At 72.0% G+C, this 22,270-nt stretch carries 16 protein-coding genes; 12 read left to right on the top strand and 4 right to left on the bottom strand.

All coding sequences use genetic code 11. The features are described 5' to 3' along the window. Positions 1-199 precede the first annotated feature (199 nt). Positions 200-640 (bottom strand): VOC family protein, encoded by a 441-nt coding sequence (locus ACIRQ7_RS32870; RefSeq protein ID WP_404266244.1) that lies wholly within the window; start codon positions 638-640, stop codon positions 200-202. A gap of 604 nt (positions 641-1,244) precedes the next feature. Between ACIRQ7_RS32870 and ACIRQ7_RS32865 the strand changes: the two genes are divergently transcribed. Together ACIRQ7_RS32865 and ACIRQ7_RS32860 are read left to right on the top strand one after the other, a co-directional pair. Beyond that, positions 1,245-3,674, top strand: a complete 2,430-nt coding sequence (locus tag ACIRQ7_RS32865) for a SpoIIE family protein phosphatase (protein WP_404266243.1) — start codon at positions 1,245-1,247, stop codon at positions 3,672-3,674. 149 nt (positions 3,675-3,823) lie between these two features. Further along, positions 3,824-4,021: a hypothetical protein gene (locus ACIRQ7_RS32860; RefSeq protein WP_404266242.1), complete on the top strand. Its 198-nt coding sequence runs from the start codon at positions 3,824-3,826 to the stop codon at positions 4,019-4,021. A 70-nt stretch (positions 4,022-4,091) separates the two neighbouring features. Here the strand turns inward: ACIRQ7_RS32860 and ACIRQ7_RS32855 are convergent, their stop codons facing one another. The 3 genes from ACIRQ7_RS32855 to ACIRQ7_RS32845 all read right to left on the bottom strand — a co-directional run bounded on the left by ACIRQ7_RS32855 (position 4,092) and on the right by ACIRQ7_RS32845 (position 9,765). Next, positions 4,092-5,396 (bottom strand): MFS transporter, encoded by a 1,305-nt coding sequence (locus ACIRQ7_RS32855; RefSeq protein ID WP_404266241.1) that lies wholly within the window; start codon positions 5,394-5,396, stop codon positions 4,092-4,094. A gap of 228 nt (positions 5,397-5,624) precedes the next feature. After that, on the bottom strand, positions 5,625-5,849 hold the full coding sequence (locus ACIRQ7_RS32850; RefSeq protein ID WP_404266240.1) for a tautomerase pptA: 225 nt from the start codon (positions 5,847-5,849) through the stop codon (positions 5,625-5,627). A 34-nt stretch (positions 5,850-5,883) separates the two neighbouring features. After that, entirely contained in the window at positions 5,884-9,765 is a 3,882-nt protein-coding gene (locus tag ACIRQ7_RS32845; protein ID WP_404266239.1) for an amino acid adenylation domain-containing protein, read from the bottom strand. 338 nt (positions 9,766-10,103) lie between these two features. Here ACIRQ7_RS32845 and ACIRQ7_RS32840 point away from each other — a divergent pair, with 338 nt between their 5' ends. From ACIRQ7_RS32840 to ACIRQ7_RS32795, 10 genes are all read left to right on the top strand, one after another. Continuing rightward, positions 10,104-10,406 carry a chorismate mutase family protein gene (locus ACIRQ7_RS32840; RefSeq protein WP_401465440.1) on the top strand — a complete coding sequence of 101 codons (303 nt, stop codon included), beginning with the start codon at positions 10,104-10,106 and terminating at the stop codon, positions 10,404-10,406. Further along, positions 10,403-12,493, top strand: a complete 2,091-nt coding sequence (gene pabB / locus ACIRQ7_RS32835; RefSeq protein WP_404266238.1) for an aminodeoxychorismate synthase component I — start codon at positions 10,403-10,405, stop codon at positions 12,491-12,493. Before ACIRQ7_RS32840 ends, pabB begins: the two co-directional genes overlap by 4 nt. After that, on the top strand, positions 12,490-13,374 hold the full coding sequence (locus tag ACIRQ7_RS32830) for a prephenate dehydrogenase dimerization domain-containing protein (RefSeq protein ID WP_404266237.1): 885 nt from the start codon (positions 12,490-12,492) through the stop codon (positions 13,372-13,374). The genes pabB and ACIRQ7_RS32830 overlap by 4 nt, the downstream gene beginning before the upstream one ends. A gap of 93 nt (positions 13,375-13,467) precedes the next feature. Beyond that, positions 13,468-15,150: an AMP-binding protein gene (locus ACIRQ7_RS32825; RefSeq protein ID WP_404266236.1), complete on the top strand. Its 1,683-nt coding sequence runs from the start codon at positions 13,468-13,470 to the stop codon at positions 15,148-15,150. Further along, positions 15,147-15,767: a DsbA family protein gene (locus tag ACIRQ7_RS32820; RefSeq protein ID WP_404266235.1), complete on the top strand. Its 621-nt coding sequence runs from the start codon at positions 15,147-15,149 to the stop codon at positions 15,765-15,767. Before ACIRQ7_RS32825 ends, ACIRQ7_RS32820 begins: the two co-directional genes overlap by 4 nt. 90 nt (positions 15,768-15,857) lie before the next feature. Continuing rightward, positions 15,858-17,288 carry an acetyl-CoA carboxylase biotin carboxylase subunit family protein gene (locus tag ACIRQ7_RS32815; RefSeq protein ID WP_404266234.1) on the top strand — a complete coding sequence of 477 codons (1,431 nt, stop codon included), beginning with the start codon at positions 15,858-15,860 and terminating at the stop codon, positions 17,286-17,288. Positions 17,289-17,319: 31 nt separating this feature from the next. After that, positions 17,320-18,345, top strand: coding sequence for a PLP-dependent cysteine synthase family protein (locus ACIRQ7_RS32810; protein WP_404266233.1), 1,026 nt, complete (start codon positions 17,320-17,322; stop codon positions 18,343-18,345). After that, complete coding sequence (locus ACIRQ7_RS32805) at positions 18,342-19,685, top strand: ATP-grasp domain-containing protein (protein ID WP_404266232.1); 1,344 nt, start codon at positions 18,342-18,344, stop codon at positions 19,683-19,685. Before ACIRQ7_RS32810 ends, ACIRQ7_RS32805 begins: the two co-directional genes overlap by 4 nt. Continuing rightward, entirely contained in the window at positions 19,682-20,953 is a 1,272-nt protein-coding gene (locus ACIRQ7_RS32800; protein WP_404266231.1) for an acetyl-CoA carboxylase biotin carboxylase subunit family protein, read from the top strand. The genes ACIRQ7_RS32805 and ACIRQ7_RS32800 overlap by 4 nt, the downstream gene beginning before the upstream one ends. Then, entirely contained in the window at positions 20,950-22,269 is a 1,320-nt protein-coding gene (locus ACIRQ7_RS32795; protein WP_404266230.1) for an MFS transporter, read from the top strand. The genes ACIRQ7_RS32800 and ACIRQ7_RS32795 overlap by 4 nt, the downstream gene beginning before the upstream one ends. Position 22,270: the final 1 nt, after the last annotated feature.

Genomic DNA, 22,270 nt, shown 5'->3' with positions numbered 1-22,270 from the left:
CCCATTGTGAGCCCATCCTGATTCGCAACCGGCTCTATGCTCTGCCCGGCAAGCTCCGCGCGTGCCCTCCGCGCGGGGGCCTCGACCGGGCCGCCGTCGCGTTCGGCGGCCTCGACGATCTGCGCGACGAGGTGATCGGGAGCCAACTGCGCGACCCGCCCGATGACCTCGTTCGGCTGTCCGGTCCGGTTTCTCCTTCTCAGTGCAGTTGCTCGGCCAGGCCGACGATGATGCCCTCCGGGCCGCGGACGTAGCAGAGGAGGTAGCTGTCCTCGAACCGGGCGATCTCGCCGAGGAGTTCGGCGCCGTGCGGGCGCAGGCGGGCGACGGTGTCCTTGAGGTCGTCGACGGCGAACATGACGCGGTGCGTGCCCAGGATGTTGTGCGGCTTGTTGCGCGGGCCGTCGCTGGTCGCTGCGGGGCTGCGGTACTTCGCCAGTTCGAGCCGGCTGTGACCGTCCGGGGTCCGGACCATCGCGATGTCACAGTGGACGCCGTCGAGTCCGGTGCACTGGTCGGCGACGAGGCCCGCGACCTCCGCCCTGCCCTCCAGCTCCATACCGAGTTCCACGAAGAACCCGATGGCGGCATCCATGTCCTCGACGACGATGCCGACGTTGTCCATCCGCTGAATCGCCATGCTGGTTTCTCCTTCTTCCTCGTGCGGCCGGTGGTGGCCGCTGCTGTCCCTGGGACGGAGCCGGTGGGACGTTCTCGACATCCCTGGACGGCCGGACTCCGAAAAATTCTGGACCGTGCCTCAGCGCGGCTGCGGCAGACCGACCCGCGAGCCAGGCGCCACCACCGGGGTGGGTGTGGTGCAGGTGGCCGCGCCGATGAAGACGATCAGCCGCAGCCGGCGTGCCGTCCCCGCTGTGCACGTTCCCTCGACGATTGGCGGGGTGCGCGCTTGAGCGTTGCGCCTCCCCGGTTCATTGATTCATTGATTCATTCGTTCATTCGTTCATTCGCCGACGTTGGTTCTCTGGTGGCGCCACTCGCCTGCAAACGGCTCAGGCTCCGGGGAGTCCCGTGGCGGCCGTGTCTGCTGTGGCGCTGCCGCTTGTCCTGGTGGCTGCGTGCGCTGATCGGTGGAGGGGGCTGCCCGGCTACCCCAAGGGCCTTCTCTGCTTGTGGGGCGCTGCCTGGTCGCCCGTGGACGTTCCGTGATCGCGGCCCTCGGTTGCTCCTGGCCGGGGGGCGGCCCATGGTGGAAGGACCGAGCCGAGGGCGAGATGGGCACGATGACGGGATCGGAAGCCGCCTGGGACGGCCGGGCGACGTGGCCGGAAGATCCCGCCGCGGAGGCGCTCACGGCCAGAGCCACCGTGGATGCGCGCGGCATCGTCACCGCATGGAGCGAGGGGGCGCGCCGGCTGCTCGGGTACCCGGCCGCCGAGATCGTCGGGCGGTCCGCGCTCGGGCTGCTCGAAGGGGAGCCGCCCGCCGGGACGATGCGTCCCCTGACGACGCTGCCGCGGTGGAACGGGACGGTGACGCTCCGGCACCGGGACGGCCGCCGCCTCACGGTGCGCCTGCTGGCGCATCACCGTGCCGCGGACGGTGAGGGGAGCCCCGGGGGTGAGTGGTTCCTGGTGTCGCCGCCGGCCCGACCGCCGTCGCCGGCCGAGGACGACGCGCTGGTGATGTGGGCGTTCGCCCAGTCCCGGTCCACGATGGCGCTCTACGACACCGGCCTGCGGCTGCGGCGGGCGAACGCGGACATGGAGCGTGTGCTGGGGCTGCCCGAGGAGGCGATGCGGGGGCTGCGGGTGTCGGAGATCGTGGTCGCACCGCAGGGCGACGAGACGGAAGAGTGCATGCGCCGGGCGCTGCAAACGGGCGAACCGCAGCAGACGCAGGTGGCGGTGCACCTGTCGGGCCATGAGGCCGAGAGCGTCTGGACGATTTCCCTGGTCCCGGTGCGGGACTCCGGGGGGAGGGCGCGGGGGGTGCTCCTCTCCGCGCACGACACGACCGCGGAGCATCTGGCCCGGGAGCGGCTGGTCCTGCTCAATGAGGCCAGCCTCCGGATCGGCAGCACCCTGGACCTCGCCCATACCGCGCAGGAGCTCGCCGACGTGGCCATCCCGCTCCTCGCGGACTTCGTCACCGTCGACCTGCTTCCCTCCATCGAAGGCGGCGAGGACCCGCCCGCCGGCGCGCCGAGCCGCCCCGTCAGGCTGCGCCGGGTCGCCTGCCAGTCCGTCCTGGAGGGCTGCCCCGAGGCCGTGGTCCAGCAGGGGACGGTGGCCGGCTACCCGGACGCCTCACCTGCGGCCGAGTGCCTGGTCACGGGCCGGCCGCTGATCCGGGCGGTGACCGCCCACGGGACGGCGGCATGGGAGGGCTCGTCCCCGGAGCGGGCCGATCGGGTGCGGAAGTACGGCTTCCACTCGGTGCTGGCGGTGCCGATGCATGCCCGCGGCATCACTCTCGGCGTGGCCACCTTCTCGCGCCACCGGCGCCCGGAACCGTTCGCGCAGGACGATCTCCTCCTGGGCGAGGAGATCACCGCCAGGGCCGCCGTGTGCATCGACAACGCCCGGCGCTACACCCGCGAGCACCGCACCTCCCTCACCCTGCAGAGCAGCCTCCTCCCGCAACGCCCGCCCCGGCAGGCCGCCGTTGAGGTCGCCTCCCGCTACCTTCCCGCCAACCCGCAGGCCGGCGTGGGCGGTGACTGGTTCGACGTGATCCCGCTCTCCGGAGCCCGGGTCGCTCTCGTCGTCGGCGACGTGGTCGGGCACGGCGTCCAGGCCTCGGCGGCGATGGGGCGGCTGCGCACGGCCGTACGCACGCTGGCCGACGTCGACCTTCCGCCCGATGAGCTGCTGACGCATCTGGACGACCTCGTCATCCACCTGTCCAACGAGGACAGTGCGGACGGCCCCTCCGGGGATTTCGGCGCCACCTGCCTGTACGCCGTCTACGACCCGGTGTCCCGGCGCTGCACCCTGGCGCGCGCGGGCCATCCCGTCCCCGCGCTGGCGACCCCGGACGGCGAGGTGGAATATCTCGACATTCCGGCGGGCCCGCTTCTGGGGCTCGGCGGTCTGCCCTTCGAAGCCACCGAGCTGGAGGTGCCCGAAGGAAGTGTCCTCGCGCTGTACACCGACGGTCTCGTGGAGGCCCGTGACCGCGGCATCGACGAGGGCATTGACACGCTGCGCGAGGTGCTGGCCCGGTCCGCTCCGTCCCTGGAGGACACCTGCGACGCCGTGCTCCGGGAACTTCTCCCGGACCGCCCCACCGACGACGTGGCTCTGCTGATGGCCCGTACCCGCGCCCTGGACGCGTCGCACGTCGCCACCTGGGACGTGCCGCGCGAGGCCGCCGCCGTCGCCGAGGCCCGCAAGAAGGCCTGCGGGCAGCTGGCCGCCTGGGGCCTGGACGACGCGGCGATGGTCACCGAGCTGGTCGTCAGCGAACTGGTCACCAACGCCATCCGCTACGGCGATGCCCCCATCCAGCTCCGGCTGATCCGCGACAGCAACCTGATCTGCGAGGTCTCCGACGCCAGCAACACCGCCCCGCACCTGCGCCGGGCGCGCACCTTCGACGAGGGCGGCCGCGGACTGCTTCTGGTCGCGCAGCTCACGCAGGGCTGGGGCACCCGCCAGACACGTACCGGCAAGACGATCTGGGCCGAGCAGAGCCTCCCCGCCGTTTGACGGCCCGTTCCCGGCAGGCCGTCCCGCCGCACCCGGTGGGACGCCGGCAGTGCCGCGGTCACTCGTCCGCCCGCATGTCGGCGCCGACGGTACGGGTGGTGCAGTGGGTAGAAAGGGATGTCTCCCCCAACTAACGACGGGAAAGCCCCATGCGAGTGCGTACCACGGTGACCGCCGCTGCCCTGGCTGCTGTTGCCCTCCTGACGGCCGCGGGATCAGCTGCCGCCGACGACTACTACGGACGCAGCGGCACCATCACCCAGACCGCCGACTCGCACCCCGGTGGGGGCGACGACGTGAACGAGGGAAGCTGGGGCAGCGCGGTCGACTTCGGCGGGATGGGCTGAGCGTTCCTCCGCACACCGGCCGAGCGCCCGGGGAAGGGGCGGAGTCCGCGACCGGCTGCCGGCCGCGGGCTCATGCCGCCGGGCGTTCCTCCGGTGTCCGCAGGGAGGCCACGGCCAGCACGGTCGCGACGAGGGAGGCTCCGCCCATGACGAACCAGAAGGAGTGCCCCAGCGTCGCGAAGAGCCAGCCGCCGGCGACCGGGCCGAGGGCGGAGCCGAGGCCGAAGGAGAAGTGGAAGCTGCCCAGGTAGTGGCTCTTGAGCCGGGGCGGGGAGATGACCGCGGGGTACGAGAAGATCGCCGGGCCGCCGAGGATCTCGCCGAGGGTCCACACCAGGGTGCCGATCACGATGACGGCCGGGCCCATCGGCAGCCCGTACAACGCGACACCGGAGCCGAGCAGGCCGAAGGCCAGCCCGATGGACAGCCGGGACGACCAGTTCTGCGTGACCCTCGTCAGCACCAGTTCGAAGGCGATGACGAGGAAGCCGTTGAGGGAGACCGCGGCGGTGTACCAGAAGATCTCCAGCCCGGCCTTCTCCACATCGAGCGGGAGGGTGGAGAGGTACTGCGCGTAGACCGCGGTGTGGATGAGGGTGGCGACGAGGTAGGCCAGGTACCGGCGGTCGCGCAGCACGGCCGCGTAACTGCCGGAGGCGTCGGGGCCGGTGGACGGTGTGATCTTGTCGGCCGGGTCGGCCGCGGCCGGGTCTCCCGCGGGCAGGTCCTGGTGCTTCGCCCGCGGGCCCCCCGCGCCGGGCAGCGTGACCCAGGCGAGCGCGGCGAAGGCCAGGGCGATGACTGCCTCGCCCCAGAAGAGCAGGTCGTACCGCTGGTGATCGAGGTGGTAGAGGCCGAAGCCCACCAGCGGCGCCGCCATGGCACCCAGATTCAGTCCGAACCGGTACATCGCGAAAATCATGACCTGCCGGTTCTCGGCGGTCAGTTCGGACAGCAGTGTCGCGGAGGCGGGCCGGAACATCTGTCCGGCCAGCCCGGCGAGGACCACCATGGAGATCAGGACCCAGTAGTTGTCCAGGTACAGCAGCGAGGCGATCAGCACGCTGGACCCGGCCATGCTGACGGCCGTGGTGTTCCGCGGGCCGAGCCGCGCGGACAGTGATCCGCCGATCAGCACGCCGATGACGGTGCCCGCGCCGTAGGCGCCCAGCGCGAAGGTCGCCCGGCCCGAGGAGTGGCCCAGGGAGGTGAGGTAGAGGACCAGGAAGATGTTGAGGAAGCCGCCGAGCCGGTTGATGAACACCCCGACGAGCAGCGTCTTCACGGCGGCCGGGGCATCCCGGAAGGTGGGCCATACGGTTGCCGGGGCCTCGGAGTCACCCGCGTCGGGCGGCGTGGTGCTGGTGGTCGTCACGCGGGGTGTTCCTCTCCCACAGCGGTGTCTGTCCGTACCTGCGGGCCCGGCGAACTCGGGGCGCGGGTGCGCCGGTACGGGTGCGCACACCGCCGGCGCGCGGCATCCCGGACAAGCCGCTCCGATTGTTCCCGCTCGGTGCGGGCCCGTGAAGGGGGCTCCATCCCTCGGGAAAGTGCAATCGCGGCAGGGGGCCGGGCCGGAAAGGCCCGGCCCGGGGCGCCGGGGTCAGTACGTGGGCGTCTTCCGTACGAACTCCCGCTGACCGGCGATCTCCGGCCGGTAGACCCGCTCGTCCCAGGCCTCTGGTTCCACCGGGTGCAGCGCGATCGACACGACGCCGTCCTCGACGTCGAAGGCCTCCCGTACCGCCGCCGTCAGGCGGGTCAGGAGGCGTTCCTCCTGGGCGGGGGTGAGGGGGTGGGGGAAGTGCTTGATGGTCACGTGCGGCATGGGATTCCTCTCGGTGGCGGGCCGGCTTCGCCGGTCATCGCTGTGTCGGACGCGGCTGCGCCGGGTGTCCCTGACGGTGCAGCAGCTTGGCCAGCTCGTCGACGCCCGGGTCGCGCAGGGCCGCGTAGTGCCCGGCCTCCAGCTGGAGCACGGTGGGCGGCGCGGTGGTGAGCGGGCCGGGGCCCGCGCTGTGTTCGAAGACGGACATCTCGTCGCCCGCGGCCCTGAGGATCGTGACGGGGGCCGTGAGCGGGGAGCCGGAGGGGGCATAGCCGAAGGCGTAGGTGTGGCGGACCACGGAGACGATGCGGCCGATGAGCTCCGGGGCGATCTCCGGGAAACGGCGGACGGCGAAGCGGAGGAAGGACTGCACGGGATCGTCCGTGTCCGCGCAGCTGCGCAGACACTCCTCCAGTACCGGTCCCGAGGTGGCGCCGGTGAACACCGAGCACAGGATGGTGAGGAAGACGGGTTCGGTGTCGACTCGGGGTGAGCCCGGCGCGATCAGGCACACCCGCTCGACGTGTTCGCCGGCCCGCTCCAGCAGCCGGGCCGTCTCGAAGGCCACGCGTGCGCCGAAGGAGTAGCCCCAGAGGGTGTACGGGCCGCCGGGGTGGACCCGGCGCAGGGCTTCGAGGTCGGCGGCCGCCATCGCCTCGATGCTCGGCCAGGGGGTCTCGCCCGCGTTGATGCCGTAGGTCTGGACGCCGTGGAACGGCCGGTCCGGGCAGGTCCGTTCGGCGAGCAGGCGCAGGTTCATCGGGTAGCCGCCGAGTCCGGGCCAGCAGTAGACCGGTGAGCCGTGGCCGCCGGCCGGCTCGGTCATCCGGATCAGCCGGGACGTCTGCGCTGCCGGCCGGCCCGCGGCGGGGGCGTCCACCTCGCGGGCGAGGCTTTCGACGGTGGGGTGCTCGAAGAGCACCTGGACCGGCAGCGCACGGCCGAACTCCCGGTTGAGCCGGTTGACGAGGGCGACGGCGAACAGGGAGTTCCCACCGGAGGCGAAGAAGTCGTCGTGCACCGAGACCCCGTCACGCTGCATCACGCTCTGCCAGAGGGCGGCGACGCGCGTCTCGGTGCGGGTCCGCGGCGGTACGTGCGGGCGCCGGCTCCGCGCCACGGCCTCCTCGGCCCGGACGCGCAGGGTGCGGGTGTCGAGCTTGCCGTTCGCGGTGTGCGGGAGGCGCTCAAGCACCAGGATGTGCTGCGGGACCATGTAGGCGGGCAGCAGGCCGACCAGGTCGTGCCTGATCAGCTCGGCGGGCCCCTTCATATGGACGATGTCCTCGTTCATCCCCTCGTGGGCGAGCTGCGCGTCGGACACCCGGCCACCGACGAAGAAGTACGAGGGCCCCGCGGGCCGCCCGCAAGCGCGCAGCACGGCGGCCATCCGCTTGGCGGCGGGCAGGTCGTGGCCGGTGCGTGAGCTGTAGCCGGCCGACATGAAGCCGAGGCCGGAGTCGTTCATCTGGAGTTGCTGGAGCTTGCGGCCCAGGTCGAGGTAGCCGCGCAGGTCGTTCCCGGGGCGCCGGCTCACGACGGTGATGCCGAGGTCGGCGCGCTGGTAGGTCTGCTGGTTGATGGCGACGACATGCCGCTTGAGCACCAGCTCGTCACCGATCCGCTCCAGCGTGCCGTCGCGCACCAGGTACTGGCCGGGCGGCACCCCCGCGTCGCTGCCCGGGTGGAACTGCACATAGACGTCCACCGGGCCCTCGTCCCCGTCGGCGACGCCGCTGTCGTACGGGGCCAGTTCGAAGGAGCCGAGGTAGTGGTCCTCCTCCGCGACGTCCAGGTGCCGGCGGGTCGCGGGCTCGTAGGGCAGTTCCCTGACGCGCAGTCCGTACGCGGGCAGCACCTCGTCGAAGAGGCCGAGCATATGGCCCGCCTCGAACTCCAGGACCTCCTGGATATTGATCCGGTAGACCGGCTCGATGGCCCGCCGCTTGCCCATGAGGTGCAGCCGTGCGCAGGGCGCCCCGGTGGCGGGGCGGGCCTGGACGAGGAGCAGCCGGTGCTCGACCGGGTGGTAGTAGTAGAAGCCCGCCGGGAGCCCCCCGATGTCCTCGATCTCCAGGTAGAGCTGCGCGGCGTAGAGCGCCCCCGGGGAGGCGTAGCCGTATTTGGGCAGCAGCCGCTCCTCGCTGGTGAAGCGGCCGAACCAGCGCAGCAGCCCGCCCAGTTCGGCGTAGGACAGCTCCTCGGGCCGCCGGGCGGTCGCGGGCGGCGCGGGTCTGCGGGCGAGGGCCGCCAGGACGTCGTCGCGGGTGGCGGGACCGCCGTCGTAGAAGCGGTAGGTCTTGCGGGCGAAGACCTTCCGCCGCTGCTCGGCGGTCTCCCGCGCGCCGGGGAGCGCGTACGCGGGCTTGCCGGCCGGCTCGGCGGTCTCGCGGCAGCCGGGGGCGGCCAGTTGCGCCCGGACCTGGAGCTTCGACTCCTTCGACAGATGGTGGTCGCCGTGCGCGCCCTGGTCCATCAAGGTGGCTTCCCGGGGGCTCAGTTCGACGCAGGCGACGAGCTGGTGGGAGCCGGTGCGCGGTTCGTCCTGGACGAACACCGCGGCGTTGCGGACCCAGTCGTGGGACTCGATGGCCAGCCGGATCTCGTTCAGCTCGATCCGGAAGCCGTGCAGCTTCACCTGGTCGTCGGACCTGCCGAGGAACTGCGCGGTGCCGTCCGGGTTCCAGGTGGCGATGTCGCCGGTGCGGTAGAGCCGGCCGTGCCCGTCGTCCGAGGGGCGCGGTGCGGGGATGAACCGCTCGGCGGTCAGATCGGGGCGGCCGAGGTAGCCGCGGGCCAACTGGACGCCGCTGATGTGGAGTTCGCCCGCCTCGCCGGGGCCGACCGGGCGCATTGCGGCGTCCAGGATGGTGAACCGCACCCCGTCCGCCGGGGTGCCGATCGGCACGGAGGGCGGGCTGTCCCCGGGGCGGCCGCCGTCTGTGAGGCGGCCGCGGTCCACGACGTACGACGAGGCGTTGATGGTGCATTCGGTGGGCCCGTAGAGATTCACCAGTGTGCAGTCCGGCAGCGCTTCGGTGCACCGCCGGGCGAGCGCCCGGGACAGCGATTCGCCGCCGCTGAAGATCTGCGTGAGAGAGGTGCAGCGATGCAGTTCGTCGCTGTCGACGAGGGCCTGGAGCAGGGTGGGAACGCATTGCAGGGTGGTGACCTTGTGCCGGGTGATCGTCTCTATCAGGCGTTCCGGGTCGCGGTGTATTCCCGGTCTTCCGAGGACCACCTGGGCGCCGGTGGCGGGTGCCAGGATTTCCCACTGGGCGGCGTCGAATCCGATCAGCGTCTTGTGCAGTACGACGCTTTCCTTGTCGATTTTGTGGGCCCGTGACAGCCATGCCATCTGATGCGTGATGGAGCGCTGCTCTATCATCACGCCCTTGGTCTTTCCGGTGCTGCCCGAGGTGTAGACGACGTACGCGAGGTGGTCCGGTTCCGGTCTTTGCCGCGGTAGGTGTGCGGTGGAATCCGGATGCGTGGCGAGGAATGCGGCGACGTCTTCCTTCGTGACGATCCCGAGGTCGGGACCGACCAGGTCGCGTAGCGCGGACCGGAGGTGTTCCTGGGTGAACACGACGGAGAGTCCGGCGTCCTCGATCATGTCGCGCAGTCGCTCGCCCCGGTATTCCGGGGAAAGCGGAACATAGCCTCCGCCGGCGAACAGGATTCCCCAGACGCCGAGCATCAGATCGAGGGAGGGTTCGGCGAAAAGGCCGACCCGGCTCTCCGCGCGCACGCCGAGGGAGTTCAGCAGAGCAGCCGTGCCATGGCTGCCTTCCAGCAGGTCACGGTAGGTGAGCGAGTCCTCCTCGCACACCACGGCGAGGTCGTTGGGGCGGGCCAGCGCCTGCTGGGTCAGGACATCCGTGAGGCATTGGCCGACAGCGGCAGAATTTTCCATGAAGGACCCCGTTCCGAATTCTGTGCATCCCCCGGTCGCCTCTCCCGGGTTCGCCGGAAAGCCGTGTGCATTCCGGCTGATGTGGCTGGTGCCGACGCCGGATCACGGGGGCGGGCGGCGCGGCTCGGCGTATTTGGGGCCGATCCACGGATGGCTGCTGATGCTGGCGGAGCCCACGCGTTCCCGCAAGTCCCACCCCGGGGCGCTGTATGGGGTTTTGGGGGGACTTGTACCCCCAGGCTCTGTGCAATGCCGAGACCCGAGGTATCACCGGCGTGGCGGGCCCCGAACCGCCGCGCAACACTCCGATCAGTACCGGAGTCGGGAGGGGGTTGGCGATGTCGCGAAACTCGACGGACGGGGTCAGCATCGAGGACCTGAGAGCGCAGCTCGACGCGATTGATGAGCGCTTTCTGGAAGTGTTGCGGTCCCGTATAGAGAAGTGTGTCGAGATCGGGTATTTCAAACGTGAGAACGACGTTCCGATGATGCAGCCGCATCGCATCGGGATCGTTCAGGAACGTGCCGCCCGGTTCGGCAAGGAACATGACATCGACCAGGATTTCCTCCGCAGGTTGTACGACCTGATCATCGAGGAGACCTGCCGCGTCGAGGATCTGGTGATCGGTGGCCCGGCATGAGAACTCTGCTGATCGACAACTACGACTCGTTCACCTACAACCTCTACCAACTGCTCGGTGAGGTCACCGGCCGCGCGCCGGTCGTGGTCCGCAACGGGGCGGACTGGTCCGCGCTGGACCCGGCCGCCTTCGACGCCATCGTGATCTCCCCGGGCCCCGGACGCCCGGACCGCGAGGCCGACTTCGGCATCAGCGGCCGCGCCATCACCGACAGCGGACTTCCGGTGCTGGGCGTGTGCCTGGGCCACCAGGGGATCACCCAGCTCTTCGGCGGCGAGATCGGGCTGGCCCCCGAACCGATGCACGGCCGGATATCGGCGGTGCACCACTCGGGCGGCGACCTCTTCGCCGGGCTGCCCTCGCCGTTCGACGTGGTGCGCTACCACTCGCTGACCGCGACCCACGTCCCCGCCGAACTGGAGGAGACCGCCTGGACCGCCGACGGCCTGGTGATGGGCGTCCGGCACCGTACGAAGCCGATCTGGGGCGTGCAGTTCCATCCCGAGTCGATCAGCAGCGAGTACGGCCGCGAGATCCTGGCCAACTTCCGGGACCTGGCGCTGGCGTACGCCGCCGAGCACCGCGGCCGGGCCGTCCCCCGCGACTACACCGTGCACGTCCGCGAGTGCGAGGTGCGGCCGGACACCGAGGCCGCGTACCGGGAACTCTTCGCCGGGAACGCGCACAGCTTCTGGCTGGACAGCAGCGCCGTCATCGACGGGCTCTCCCGCTTCTCCTTCCTCGGTGACGGCAGCGGGCCGCTGGCCGAATACGTCACCCACCGGGTCGTCGACGGCAACGTCACCGTCCGCAGGCCCGGCCGGCCGGGCGCCGAACCGGAGATCGTCCAGCAGGGCTTCTTCGACTACCTCGACGAGCAGCTGACGCTGCGCTCCGTCCCCGTACCGGAGGGCCTGCCCTTCGACTTCAACCTGGGCTATGTGGGGTATCTCGGCTACGAGTTGAAGGCCGAGGCCGGCGCCCAGCTGGTGCACAAGCCGGACACCCCCGACGCCTGCATGCTGTTCACCGACCGGATGCTGGCCGTCGACCACCGGGAGGGCCGGGTCCACCTCCTGGCGCTCTCCGAGGGCCGCGGCGACGGCGCCGACGCGGCCGCCGTCCGCTGGCTGGACGAGACCGCGCGCCGGCTGGAGAAGCTGCCGCGGGCAGCGGAACCGGAGGCCGGGCCTGCCCCGTTCGACGGCATCGGCATGGACGACCCGCGGGCCGCGGGCACCGTCGAGCTGCGCCACGACAAGGCCGGCTACCTGGAGCGGATCGGCACCAGCCTGGAGGAGATCCGGCAGGGCGAGACGTACGAGGTGTGCCTGACCAACATGGTGGACGTGCGGACCCGGATCGACCCGCTGGAGAGCTATGCGCGACTGCGCCGGCTCAGCCCCGTGCCGTACGCCGCGCTGCTGGACTTCCCCGAGGTGGCGGTGCTCAGCGCGTCCCCCGAGCGGTTCCTGTCCATCGGCGCGGACCGGGTCGCCGACTCCAAGCCGATCAAGGGCACCCGGCCGCGGGGCGCGACGCCCCAGGAGGACGAGGCGCTCCGCCAGGACCTGCTCGGCAACGAGAAGGACAAGGCCGAGAACCTGATGATCGTGGACCTGATCCGTAACGACCTCAACGTCGTCTGCGAGATCGGCTCCGTGCACGTCCCCCGGCTGTTCGAGGTGGAGACGTACGCGCCGGTGCACCAGCTGGTCTCCACCATCCGCGGCACGCTGCGGCGCGAGGAGTCCGCGGTGACCTGTGTCCGGGCCGCCTTCCCCGGCGGGTCGATGACCGGGGCGCCCAAGCTGCGCACCATGGAGATCATCGACCGGCTGGAGGAGGGGCCGCGCGGCGTCTACTCCGGCTCCCTCGGCTGGTTCTCGCTCGGCGGCGCCGCCGACCTGAACATCGTCATCCGCACCCTGGTGGCCACCGAGGACCGGGTCAGCTTCGGCGTCGGCGGCGCGATCGTGGCGCTGTCCGACCCGGAGGAGGAGTTCGAGGAGACGGTCGTGAAGTCCCGGGCCATGGTCACCGCCGTACTGGCGAGCGCGGCGGACCCGGCGGGGGCCGCCCCGTGATCCGCAGCTGCGTGGTCGTCGGAGGCGGCGGAGCGGTCGGCACGCTGTTCGTGCGGCGGCTGCTGGAGGCCGGGCGCGAGGTGTGTGTCGTGGACACCGCGGGCCCCGGCGAGGAGTGGGCGGACGGTGCCCCGCGCCCCCGCCACGTCCGCGGTGACATCACCGGGGCCGGCACCCGCGAGGAGGCCGGTCTCGGCCGGGCCGACCTGGTGCTGCTGGCGCTGCCCGAACAGGTGGCGCTGGACGCCCTGCCGCATCTGGCCGGGGAGCTGCGGCCCGGCGCGCTGCTGGCCGAGACCCTCTCGGTGAAGCAGCCGATGGCCGCGCTGCTGGAGAAGTACCCCGGGGTCGAAACGCTCGGGCTGAACCCGATGTTCGCCCCGTCGCTCGGTTTCGAGGGGCGCCCGGTGGCGGCCGTCGTCCGGCACGGCGGCCCGCTCGCCGAGGAGCTGCTCGGCCTCGTGGAGAGCTGGGGCTCCACGGTGGTGCGGGTCGACGCGGCCGAGCACGACCGGCTGGCCGGCGCCTCCCAGGCGCTGACCCACGCGGCGGTGCTCGCCTTCGGCACGGCACTGGCCGGATTCGGCCCCACGGCCGGTGAACTGCGCGACATCGCGCCCCCGCCGCACCGCACCCTGCTGGCGCTGCTGGCCCGGATCCTCTCCGGCGCCCCGGAGGTGTACTGGGACGTCCAGTACGCCAACCCCGAGGCCCCGGCCGCCCGGCGAGCGCTGGCCGACGGCATCCGCCGGCTGGCCACGGTGGTCGAGGAGGGGGCCGAGGACGACTTCGGCGCCCTGCTGGACGAGCTGCGGGACTACCTCGGCCCGGACCTCGCCCACCACCGCGACGTCTGCGCCCGCCTCTTCGGCATGACCTGAACGGGGTGCGGCCGCCCCCGCCAACGGCCCGCCGCTGTCTTTCCTTCGCTTGCTGTGCCCATGGACCCATGGAACCTATGGAAGGTGCCACACATGACCACGTTCGCCCCGACCGTCCTGACTCCCGAGCAGCGCTCCGTGGTGGCCGCTGACGCCTCGATAGGCGGCGGCAACCTGCTGCGCTCGGCAATCCGGGTCAACTCCCAGCCCGGGGAGCGCTTCATCTACTCCTCGGTCCCGATCGGGACGCTCGGCGGCGGCTCCCAGCAGGAGTTCAGCCTGCTGGAGTTCGACGAGCTGGCCCAGGCGTGGTCCGCCTGGTACCTGGAGCAGGGGGTCACCACCCGGGACCGGGTGGCCGTCTGGTTCGAGGACTCCATCGCCTACTCCCTGCACTTCTACGCGCTCGCCCAGATCGGCGCGGTCGCCCTGCTCATCAACTCCAACGCCCCGCGGGAGATCGCGGCGTCGCTGATCGAGCAGACCACCCCGGTCGGCCTCTACGCCGACCAGGAACGGCTGGACCGGCTCGGCGACACCGCCGGCGCGCTCGGCCTGAAGTGGACCCAGGCGCTGGAGGAGCTGCCCGCCCCGCCCACCGCCACGCTGCCCGAGAGCGCGTACTGGAACCACCACGACGACGACCCGGTCGTCATCCTGCACTCCTCGGGGACCACCGGACAGCCCAAGCCGACGCTGCACACGCACCGGACCATCGCGGCCGGCCCGATGTTCCGGCTGGTGGACCACACCGAGCAGCCCGGCGCGCTGATGATGACCGCGCTGCCGCAGTCGCACCTCGGCTGCGTCGCCTACACCGTGTACGCGATGCTGGGCGGCACCCCGATCGTCGCGCTGAGCGACAGCAGCGGCGCCGGGCTGGCCACCGCCGTGGAGAAGTACCGGCCGACCTCCGTGATGTCCTTCGCGCACGGCTACGCCGAGCTGGCGGTCCTGGACCCGGCGCCCGGTTCGCTGGACTCCGTCGAGGCGTGGGTCTCGATCGGCGACGCCGTGCACCAGGCACACATCACCAAGGTCCTCTCGCAGCGCAGCGCGGGGCTCCCGCAGGCCGCCTTCCTGGACCGGCTCGGCACCACCGAGCTGGGCTGGGGCGTGCTGCTGAAGGCCCGCACGCTGGGCTCCGAGCGCAACGACCGGTGCGCGGGCAAGCCGGTCGGCGTCGCGGACGTCACCATCCTGCGCAAGGACGGCAGCCACGCCGACGACAACGAGGTCGGCTTCCTCGCCGCCAAGGGCCCGGCGATCACCCCCGGCTACTGGGCGGACTCGGACACCACCTACCGCTTCAAGCTCGCCGGTTACTGGCTGCCCGGTGACATGGCCTACCGGGACTCCGAGGGCGACTTCTTCCTGGTCGACCGCGCCGCCGACGCCATCGAGACCGAACAGGGCACCGGCTACTCGGTGTTCATGGAGGAGGTCATCCTCAGCGACGTACCGTCCACCGGGGACGTCGCGGTCGTCGCCGGGCGGCGCGGCGGACGGACCGTGCCGGTCGCCGTGGTGACCGTCGAGGAAGGTGCCGCCGCCGCGGACAAGCTGCTGCGCCAGGCCAACGACGCGCTGGCAGCGGCCGGTCACCCCCTGCTGGGCATGCTGGAGATCGCCCGCTCGGATGCGGATTTCCCGGTAGGAGTCACCGGAAAGGTCCTGAAGCGGCAGTTGCGTGAGAAGTACGCTGATCTCGACAACTACACCACGCAGACCGACGGCACGTCCTTCGCCGTCGCGACCCCGGAGGACGCCGCATGAGTCCGGCCACCACCTCGCCCGCGAAGGTCGATTTCTACTTCGACCCGGCCTGTCCCTTCGCCTGGATCACCTCCCGGTGGATCGTGGAGGTGCAGGCCCACCGCCAACTCGACCTCACCTTCAGGACGATGAGCCTCTACGTCCTCAACGAAGGCCGGGAGCTGCCGGACTGGTACCGCGAACTGGTCGACAACTCCCTCCCGTTGAACAGGATCTGCACCGCCGTCGGGCAGCAGCACGGCGAGCAGACCCTGGGTGAGCTGTACACCGCGCTCGGCACCCGTATCCACAACGGCGGCAACAAGGACTACCTCGCCGTCGCCGCCGAGGCCGTCGCCGAACTCGGCCTGCCCGAGACCCTGCTGAAGGCGGCGCACAGCGACGAGTACGACGCACGGCTGCGCGAGAGCCACGCCCGTGCCCTCGCCCCGGTCGGGGAGGACCTGGGCACCCCCGCCATCCACCTGGACGGCACCGCCTTCTTCGGCCCGGTGCTCAGCTCCGTTCCGCGGGGCGAGGAGGCCGTCCGGATCTTCGACGGGGTGCAGGCACTGGCCGGCTACTCCGGCTTCTCGGAGCTGAAGCGGGCCCGCCCGGACGGTCTCCACTACGACTGACAGCAGGGCGAACAGGGCCGCCTCCGCGCGTCGGGGGCGGCCCCGCCCGTGTCCGCTCCAGGCCCGATCGCAGAGAACAGACGGAGGATCATGGACAAGACGCAGCCCCCCGGAGAGCAGGCCTCCCCTGCCCGCCCGGACGCCTTCATCCTCGCCGGGTCCTTCCTGGTGGTGTGCCGGGCGCCGCAGTACCTTCAGGAGCTGACCCGCCGCGGGCTGAAGGTCCTGGTGATCACTCCCGCCGCGTGGCGCGAGGAGGCGCTGCGCGCCCTGAAGGAGCCGGACCACCCCGCCCACGCCGTGGACGAGTTCGCCTTCATCGACGGCTCCGTCGGCCAGGAAGGGTCGTACGTCCCGGGTGCCGTCGCTGCCGCGCGGGGCTGGCGGGAGACGTACCGCATCGTCGGCGCGTACGCCGTCGGCGAGACCCAGGTGGAGCCGACCGGGCTGCTCGCCGACGCGCTCGGCGTGCCCTCGCCCGGACTGCGCGCCAGCCGGGCCTGCCGCAGCAAGTACCTCCAGCGCTGGTATCTCCCGGAGTTCAGTCCGGCCTCGCTGATCGTGACCGGCGGCGAGCGCGCCGCCGTCGACGCGGACGCGGTGCCGTACCCGGCGGTGGTCAAGCCCTCCGGCCGGCACTCCAGCTCGGGCGTGGAGACCGTCGAGGGTCCCGAGGCGCTGCGGGCGCTGCTGGCGACCTACCCCGAGCAGGAGACCGTCCTGATCGAGGAGAAGATCATCGGCCAGGAGTTCTCGGTGGAGTCCCTGGTGCAGAACGGCGAGATCGTCTTCGCGTCGGCCACCCGCAAGGACACCACCGACTCCCATGCGCAGACCTTCGTGGAGCTGGCGCACACCGTCCCCAACGACCGCCCCGAGGCCGACCCCGCGCTGCTGGACGCCAACCGGCGGATGCTGGCCGGGCTCGGCTTCGAGAACGGCATCACCCACTCCGAGTGGCGGCTGGACGCCGCGGGCCGCGTCCACCTGATGGAGGTCGCCGCGCGTACCCCCGGCGACGGGCTGTGCGTGCTGTACGAACTGGCCACCGGCCGGCCGCTGGAGCCGGAGATCATGCGGATCGCGCTGGGCGAGCCGGCCTCCTACCCGAAGCCCGCCCGGGTCGCCCGGCAGGTCTATCTGGAGCACGTGCCCGGAGTGCTGGAGGACGTCACCGTCCTCGGCCACGACCTGGAGCCGGCCTGGGTCGGCGAGGGCGGGCTGTGGCCCCGGATCGAACCGGGCGCCCCCGGCGACCCGGCCACCCTGCGCGCCGTGCTGGTGCACCAGGACCGCGGCGCGCGGCTCGGGCCGCTGCGCAGCTCCGAGGACCGGGTGGCGTCGTTCCTGATCGACGCACCCACGGTGGCCGAACTCGACGCGCTGGAGGCGCGGGTGCGAGACGCGGTCACCGTGCACGTACGGCCCGAGGAGCAGGGCGGCGCGGACGCCGCCGGCGCCCTCGGCACCCCCGTACCCCGGCATCCGGCCGAAGCGGCAGCCGCCGCTGACCGGCACTGAGCCGCAAAGGACCGGAAAGACCGGAGGAGACATGTCCCTGCCCGCCGTCGGTGCCATCGCCGACTCGCTCACCGACCTGATCGGGCGCACGCCGTTGCTGCGCCTCGCACTGGACGGGCTGCCGGCCGACACGCAGGTGCTCGCCAAGCTGGAGTCGGCCAATCCGCTCTCCAGCGTCAAGGACCGGGCCGCCCTGTGGATGATCAACGACGCCGAGAAGTCCGGCGCGCTGACCCCAGGTGCGACCGTCATCGAGTCCACGTCCGGCAACACCGGTATCGCGCTGGCGGCGCTGGCCGCCGCGCGCGGCTACCGCTGTGTGATCGTGCTGCCCGACAACGCCTCCAACGAGCGCGTTCTGACGCTGCGGATGCTCGGCGCCGAGGTGGAGTTCACCGACCATGTGCGCGGGCTCACCGGCTGCGTGGAGCGTGCCACCGAGCTCCAGGAGAAGATCTCCGGCTCCTGGTACGCCCGGCAGCACGAGAACCCGGCCAACGTACGGGCGCACTACGAGTCGACCGGACCGGAGATCTGGGAGGCCACCGGCGGCAGCGTCGACTGGCTGGTGTGCGCCGTCGGCACCGGCGGCACCCTCACCGGCACCGCCCGGTACCTGCGGGAGCAGAACCCCGCGCTCAAGGTCGTCGCGGTGGAGCCGGCGGGCTCGCCGCTGCTGTCCGGCGGGGAGCCGGGGCCGCACCGCATCCCCGGCCTGAACGGCGGCTTCACCAGCCCCGTCACCGACCTGGCGCTGATCGATCTGGTGCTCACGGTCACCGACGCCGAGGCGGCCGCCGCCACCCGCGCGCTGGCCACCCGCAGCGGTCTTTTGACCGGGGTCTCCTCGGGAGCGGTGACCCACGCCTGCGCCCAACTGGCCGGGCTGCACGACCTGTCCGCCTCCACCGTGGTGACCCTCTTCCCGGACACCGGGGAGCGCTATCTGAGCTGGTGGCGGCCCCAGGACGAGGAGGCCGTGGACACCGCGGGTGCGGGCGCAGCCGCCCTCCCCGCGTCCGCCGTGATACCCGCCGGCAAGGAGGCCGTCGCGTGAACCCCGAGCGCACCCTGCTGCTCGTCGGCGGCACCGACGACACGGTCGCCAGGGCCGAGCGGCTCGGGCTGCATGTGCTGTTGCTCCAGCACCCCACCAAGATCACCCCGGCGCAGGAGCGCCTCGCGGATCTGGTCCGGGTCGTGGACTACACCGAGTGGGAGAGGGTCGAACCGCTCGCCCGGGAGCTCGCGCGGAGCCCCGGCTACGCCGCCGCCCTCTCGCTCACCGAACCGGGCCTGGAGAACGCCGCCCGGATCAACGACCTGTTCGGGCTGGGCGGGACGAGCCACGAGGTCACCCGCCGGTTCCGCGACAAGTCGGTGATGCGCCGCCACCTCCAGGGGCGCGACCCCGACGCGGTCGCCGCCGAACCGGTGCGGGTCCGCGCGGACCTGACCGCCTTCGGCGCCCGGCACGGCTACCCGTTCATCGTGAAGCCGACGGCCGCCACCGCGAGCATCGGCGTGCAGCGGGTGGAGCGCGCCGCCGACACCGACCGGGTGTGGGACGAGGTGTGCCGGCTGACCGGCACCCGTACGGACCGGATATCGACGCTGCTGGTCCTGGAGGCGTTCCTGATGGAGGAATACGTCGACGGCCCCGAGTACAGCGTGGAGTCCTTCAGTTTCCACGGCCGCCATGTCGTCGTGGCGATCACCGAGAAGTTCACCGCGCCCGGACACTTCGCCGAGCTGGGGCACGCGCTGCCCGCGCGGCTGCCCGACGGCGCCGAGGAGCGGATCCGCTCCTCGGTGGCCCGCTTCCTGGACCTGATGGAGTTCCGGGACGGCGTCTGCCACACCGAGGTCCGGTTCACCGCTCAGGGGCCCCGGGTGATCGAGAGCCACAACCGGATCGGCGGCGACATCATCCCCGAGCTGGTCGAGAGCGCGTACGGCGTCGACCTCAGCTCGCTCGCGCTGGGGTGGCCGTTCGGCCTGGCGAAGGAGCTGCCCGACCGGCCGGTGCCGCGGGGCGGGGCGGCCGTACGCGCGGTGGTGGGAGCGCCCGGCTGCCGGGTGGAGGCCGTCGAGGGGGTCGAGGAGTCGGCCGGCCAGGACGGCGTGATCGCGGTACGGATCAGTGCCGGGCCCGGCGACACCGTCCGCCCCCTCCGGGACAACTGGGACCGGCTCGGGCTGGTCGCGGTGTCCGGCCGGAACACCACGGCGGCCGTCGAGCGGGGCGCCGAGGTCATCCGCGACACCCTCCGGGTGCGGCTGACGGACACCGACGGCAGCCCGCGGATCGCCGAAGTGGCCGCGGTGACCGCGGAGTTGCCTGCCGGGGCGGCCGAAGAGGCCGCGGCGGCGGGGCGGTCGGTGACCCCCGCATGAGCCTGCTGATCCTGCACCGCAATCCGTTCGAGCCGTTCCCGTACCTGGAATGGCTCGCCGACTACCCCGGCGACATCGTGGTGCTTGCCGCGCGCGACAAGTTCGCCCTCTTCGGGGAGCCCGTCCCGGAGGGCGACCAGGGCTTCACCCGGCTGGAGTTGTGCGACGACTACGACGGCGAAGCGGTCACCGCGCGGGCGCTGGAGCTGGCCGAGGAGTACGACGTCCGGCACATCGTGGCGCACCACGAGGCGGATCTGGTGCGGGCCGCCGCGCTGCGCGAGCGGCTCGGCCTGGAGGGCGCCTGGAGCGCGGACGTCGAACCCTTCCGGGACAAGGCGCTGATGAAGCGGCTGGCGCGGAAGGCCGGTATCGGGATCGCCCCGCACATCGCCCCGGGCACGGCGGCGGCGGCCCGCGCTTTCGCCGCGGCGCACGGCTTTCCCGTGGTCTTCAAGGACCGCACCGGATACAACTCCATCGGCCTGCGCATCCCCCGTGACGAGGACGAGCTGGAGCGCCATCTCGACGAGGCGTTCCCCGGTGGCCGGCCCCGGGACGACGTCCTGATGGAGGCGTACGTGGCGGGCCGGATGTGCCACGTCGACGGCCTGGTGATCGACGGGGAGGTCGCGGCGGCCTGGCCCTCGCAGTACCAATACGAGCTGTCCTCGTTCGCGGCCGATCCGGGCCCCCGCGTGGACCTCACGCTGGACGTCGACGATCCGCTCACCCCCCGGCTGCTGGAGCTGACCGAGCGGACCCTGAAGGCGCTCACCCCTGAGCGGACCCGGCTGCCGCACCACGCCTTCCACGCCGAGGTCTTCCACACCCCGGACGACCGGCTGGTGCTGTGCGAGATCGCCTGCCGCTCGGGCGGCGCGAAGATCCGGGAGGTCTTCCGGACGCTCTTCGGTGTCCGGCTCGCCGAGTTCGTCACCCGCGCCGAGGCCGGGCTGCCGCTGCCCGCGCCGCCGCCGCGCGCGGCGGACGGCTCGCTGCCCCGGCCGCGGTGCATGGCGGGGCAGGTGCTGACGATGAAGCGGCCGGGACTGGTGCGGTCACTGCCCGAGGTGCCGGACGACTCCTGGGTGGCGGGTTTCTGGCGGTATGCCGAGGTGGGCCAGGTGATCGCACCCGCGGCCGGGTCGGCGGACTTCCTCACCGCGGCCGTCGCCTCGGCCCCCGACCGCGCCGCGTGCGAGCGCCGGCTGCGTGCGCTGGGCGAGCGGGTACGGGCCGCCACACGGATCGAGGAGGCGCCGTGACCAAGCCCTCGAACCGCTTCCGGTACATGGTGGGGATGGTCGTCGACGCCACCGGCGCCGGCATGTACATCCCGCTCTCCCTGCTGTACTTCCACCACACCACCGGCCTGGCGGTGACCGAGGTCGGCGCGATCATCACCGCGGCGGCGGTGATCGGGCTGGTCAGCAACCCGGTCGCCGGGATGCTCATCGACCGGTTCGGTGCCCGTGCCGTGCTGGTCGGCGGATATGTGGTGCGTGCCGCGGCGTTCTGCCTCTATCCGCTGGCGGACAACGGCGTGGTGATGTTCCTGGTGGTGCTGCCGGTGGCGCTGGGCGACACCGCCCACCCGCCCGCGATCCAGTCCTTCGTGGCGGAGATCGTGCACGGCACCGAGCGGGACAAGCTGCTCGCCGCGCAGCGCAGCCTGCGCAACGCAGGCATGGGCGCCGGCGGCCTGATCGCCGGCGCCGCGCTGGCGATGGGCCAGGACGCGGCCTTCCGGCTGATCGTGCTGTGCACCGCCGCCGGCTATCTGGTGGCGGCCGGGTTCCTCCGTACGATCCCCACCGACCGTGCGACGGCCCCGGTCGCCGACCGCGCCTCCCGGAAGGGCGGCTACCGGCTCGTCGCGCGCAACCGGCCGTTCCTCGGCCTCTCGCTGCTGAACGTACCGACGGCTCTCGGCTACATGGTGCTGTCGGTGGCGCTCCCGGTGTATCTGACCGGGGAGTTGGGCGCGCCGGAGTCCCTGGTGGGGGTGTTGTACGCGGTGAACACCGTGGGCATCGCGCTGCTGCAGATCCCCGTCACCCGGGTCCTGGTGAAGTTCCGCCGGACGCGGGCCGTGGCGCTGGGCGCGGTCGTCTTCGCCGCGTCCTTCGCCGCCTTCGCCGTGCTCGGCGAGATGTCGCAGGGAACCGCGCTGGTCATCGGGGTGTTCGCGGCGACCGCGGCGTTCACCGCGGGCGAGCTGCTGCACGGCGCGACGGCGTCGGCGCTGGTGGCGCATGCCGCGCCGGAGGCCACCCGGGGCCGCCACCTGGCGGTCTATCAACTCTCCTGGGCGGTGCCCACCGCTCTGGCGCCGGCCGCGCTCACCGGGCTGATGTCGCTTTCCGACACGGGGATGTGGCTGGTGCTGTGCGCCGGGGTGCTCGGCTCCGCGCTGGGCGTGGTCCGGCTGGAGCGCAGGCTCCCGGAGGCCGCGGTGCATCCGGCGGCGCGGCGGGATCCCGTGGCCGGGCCCGCCGGCGCAGCGGCGGGGGCCGGGCCCGAGGGGCCCGGTGGCTCCGTCCGGTGGAGGCCGGAAACGCCTGAAGCGGTGCGCGACTGAC

It is taken from the genome of Streptomyces sp. NPDC101393 (assembly GCF_044767385.1).
GTDB lineage: Bacteria > Actinomycetota > Actinomycetes > Streptomycetales > Streptomycetaceae > Streptomyces.
This window is presented reverse-complemented; position numbering and strand designations above follow the sequence as displayed.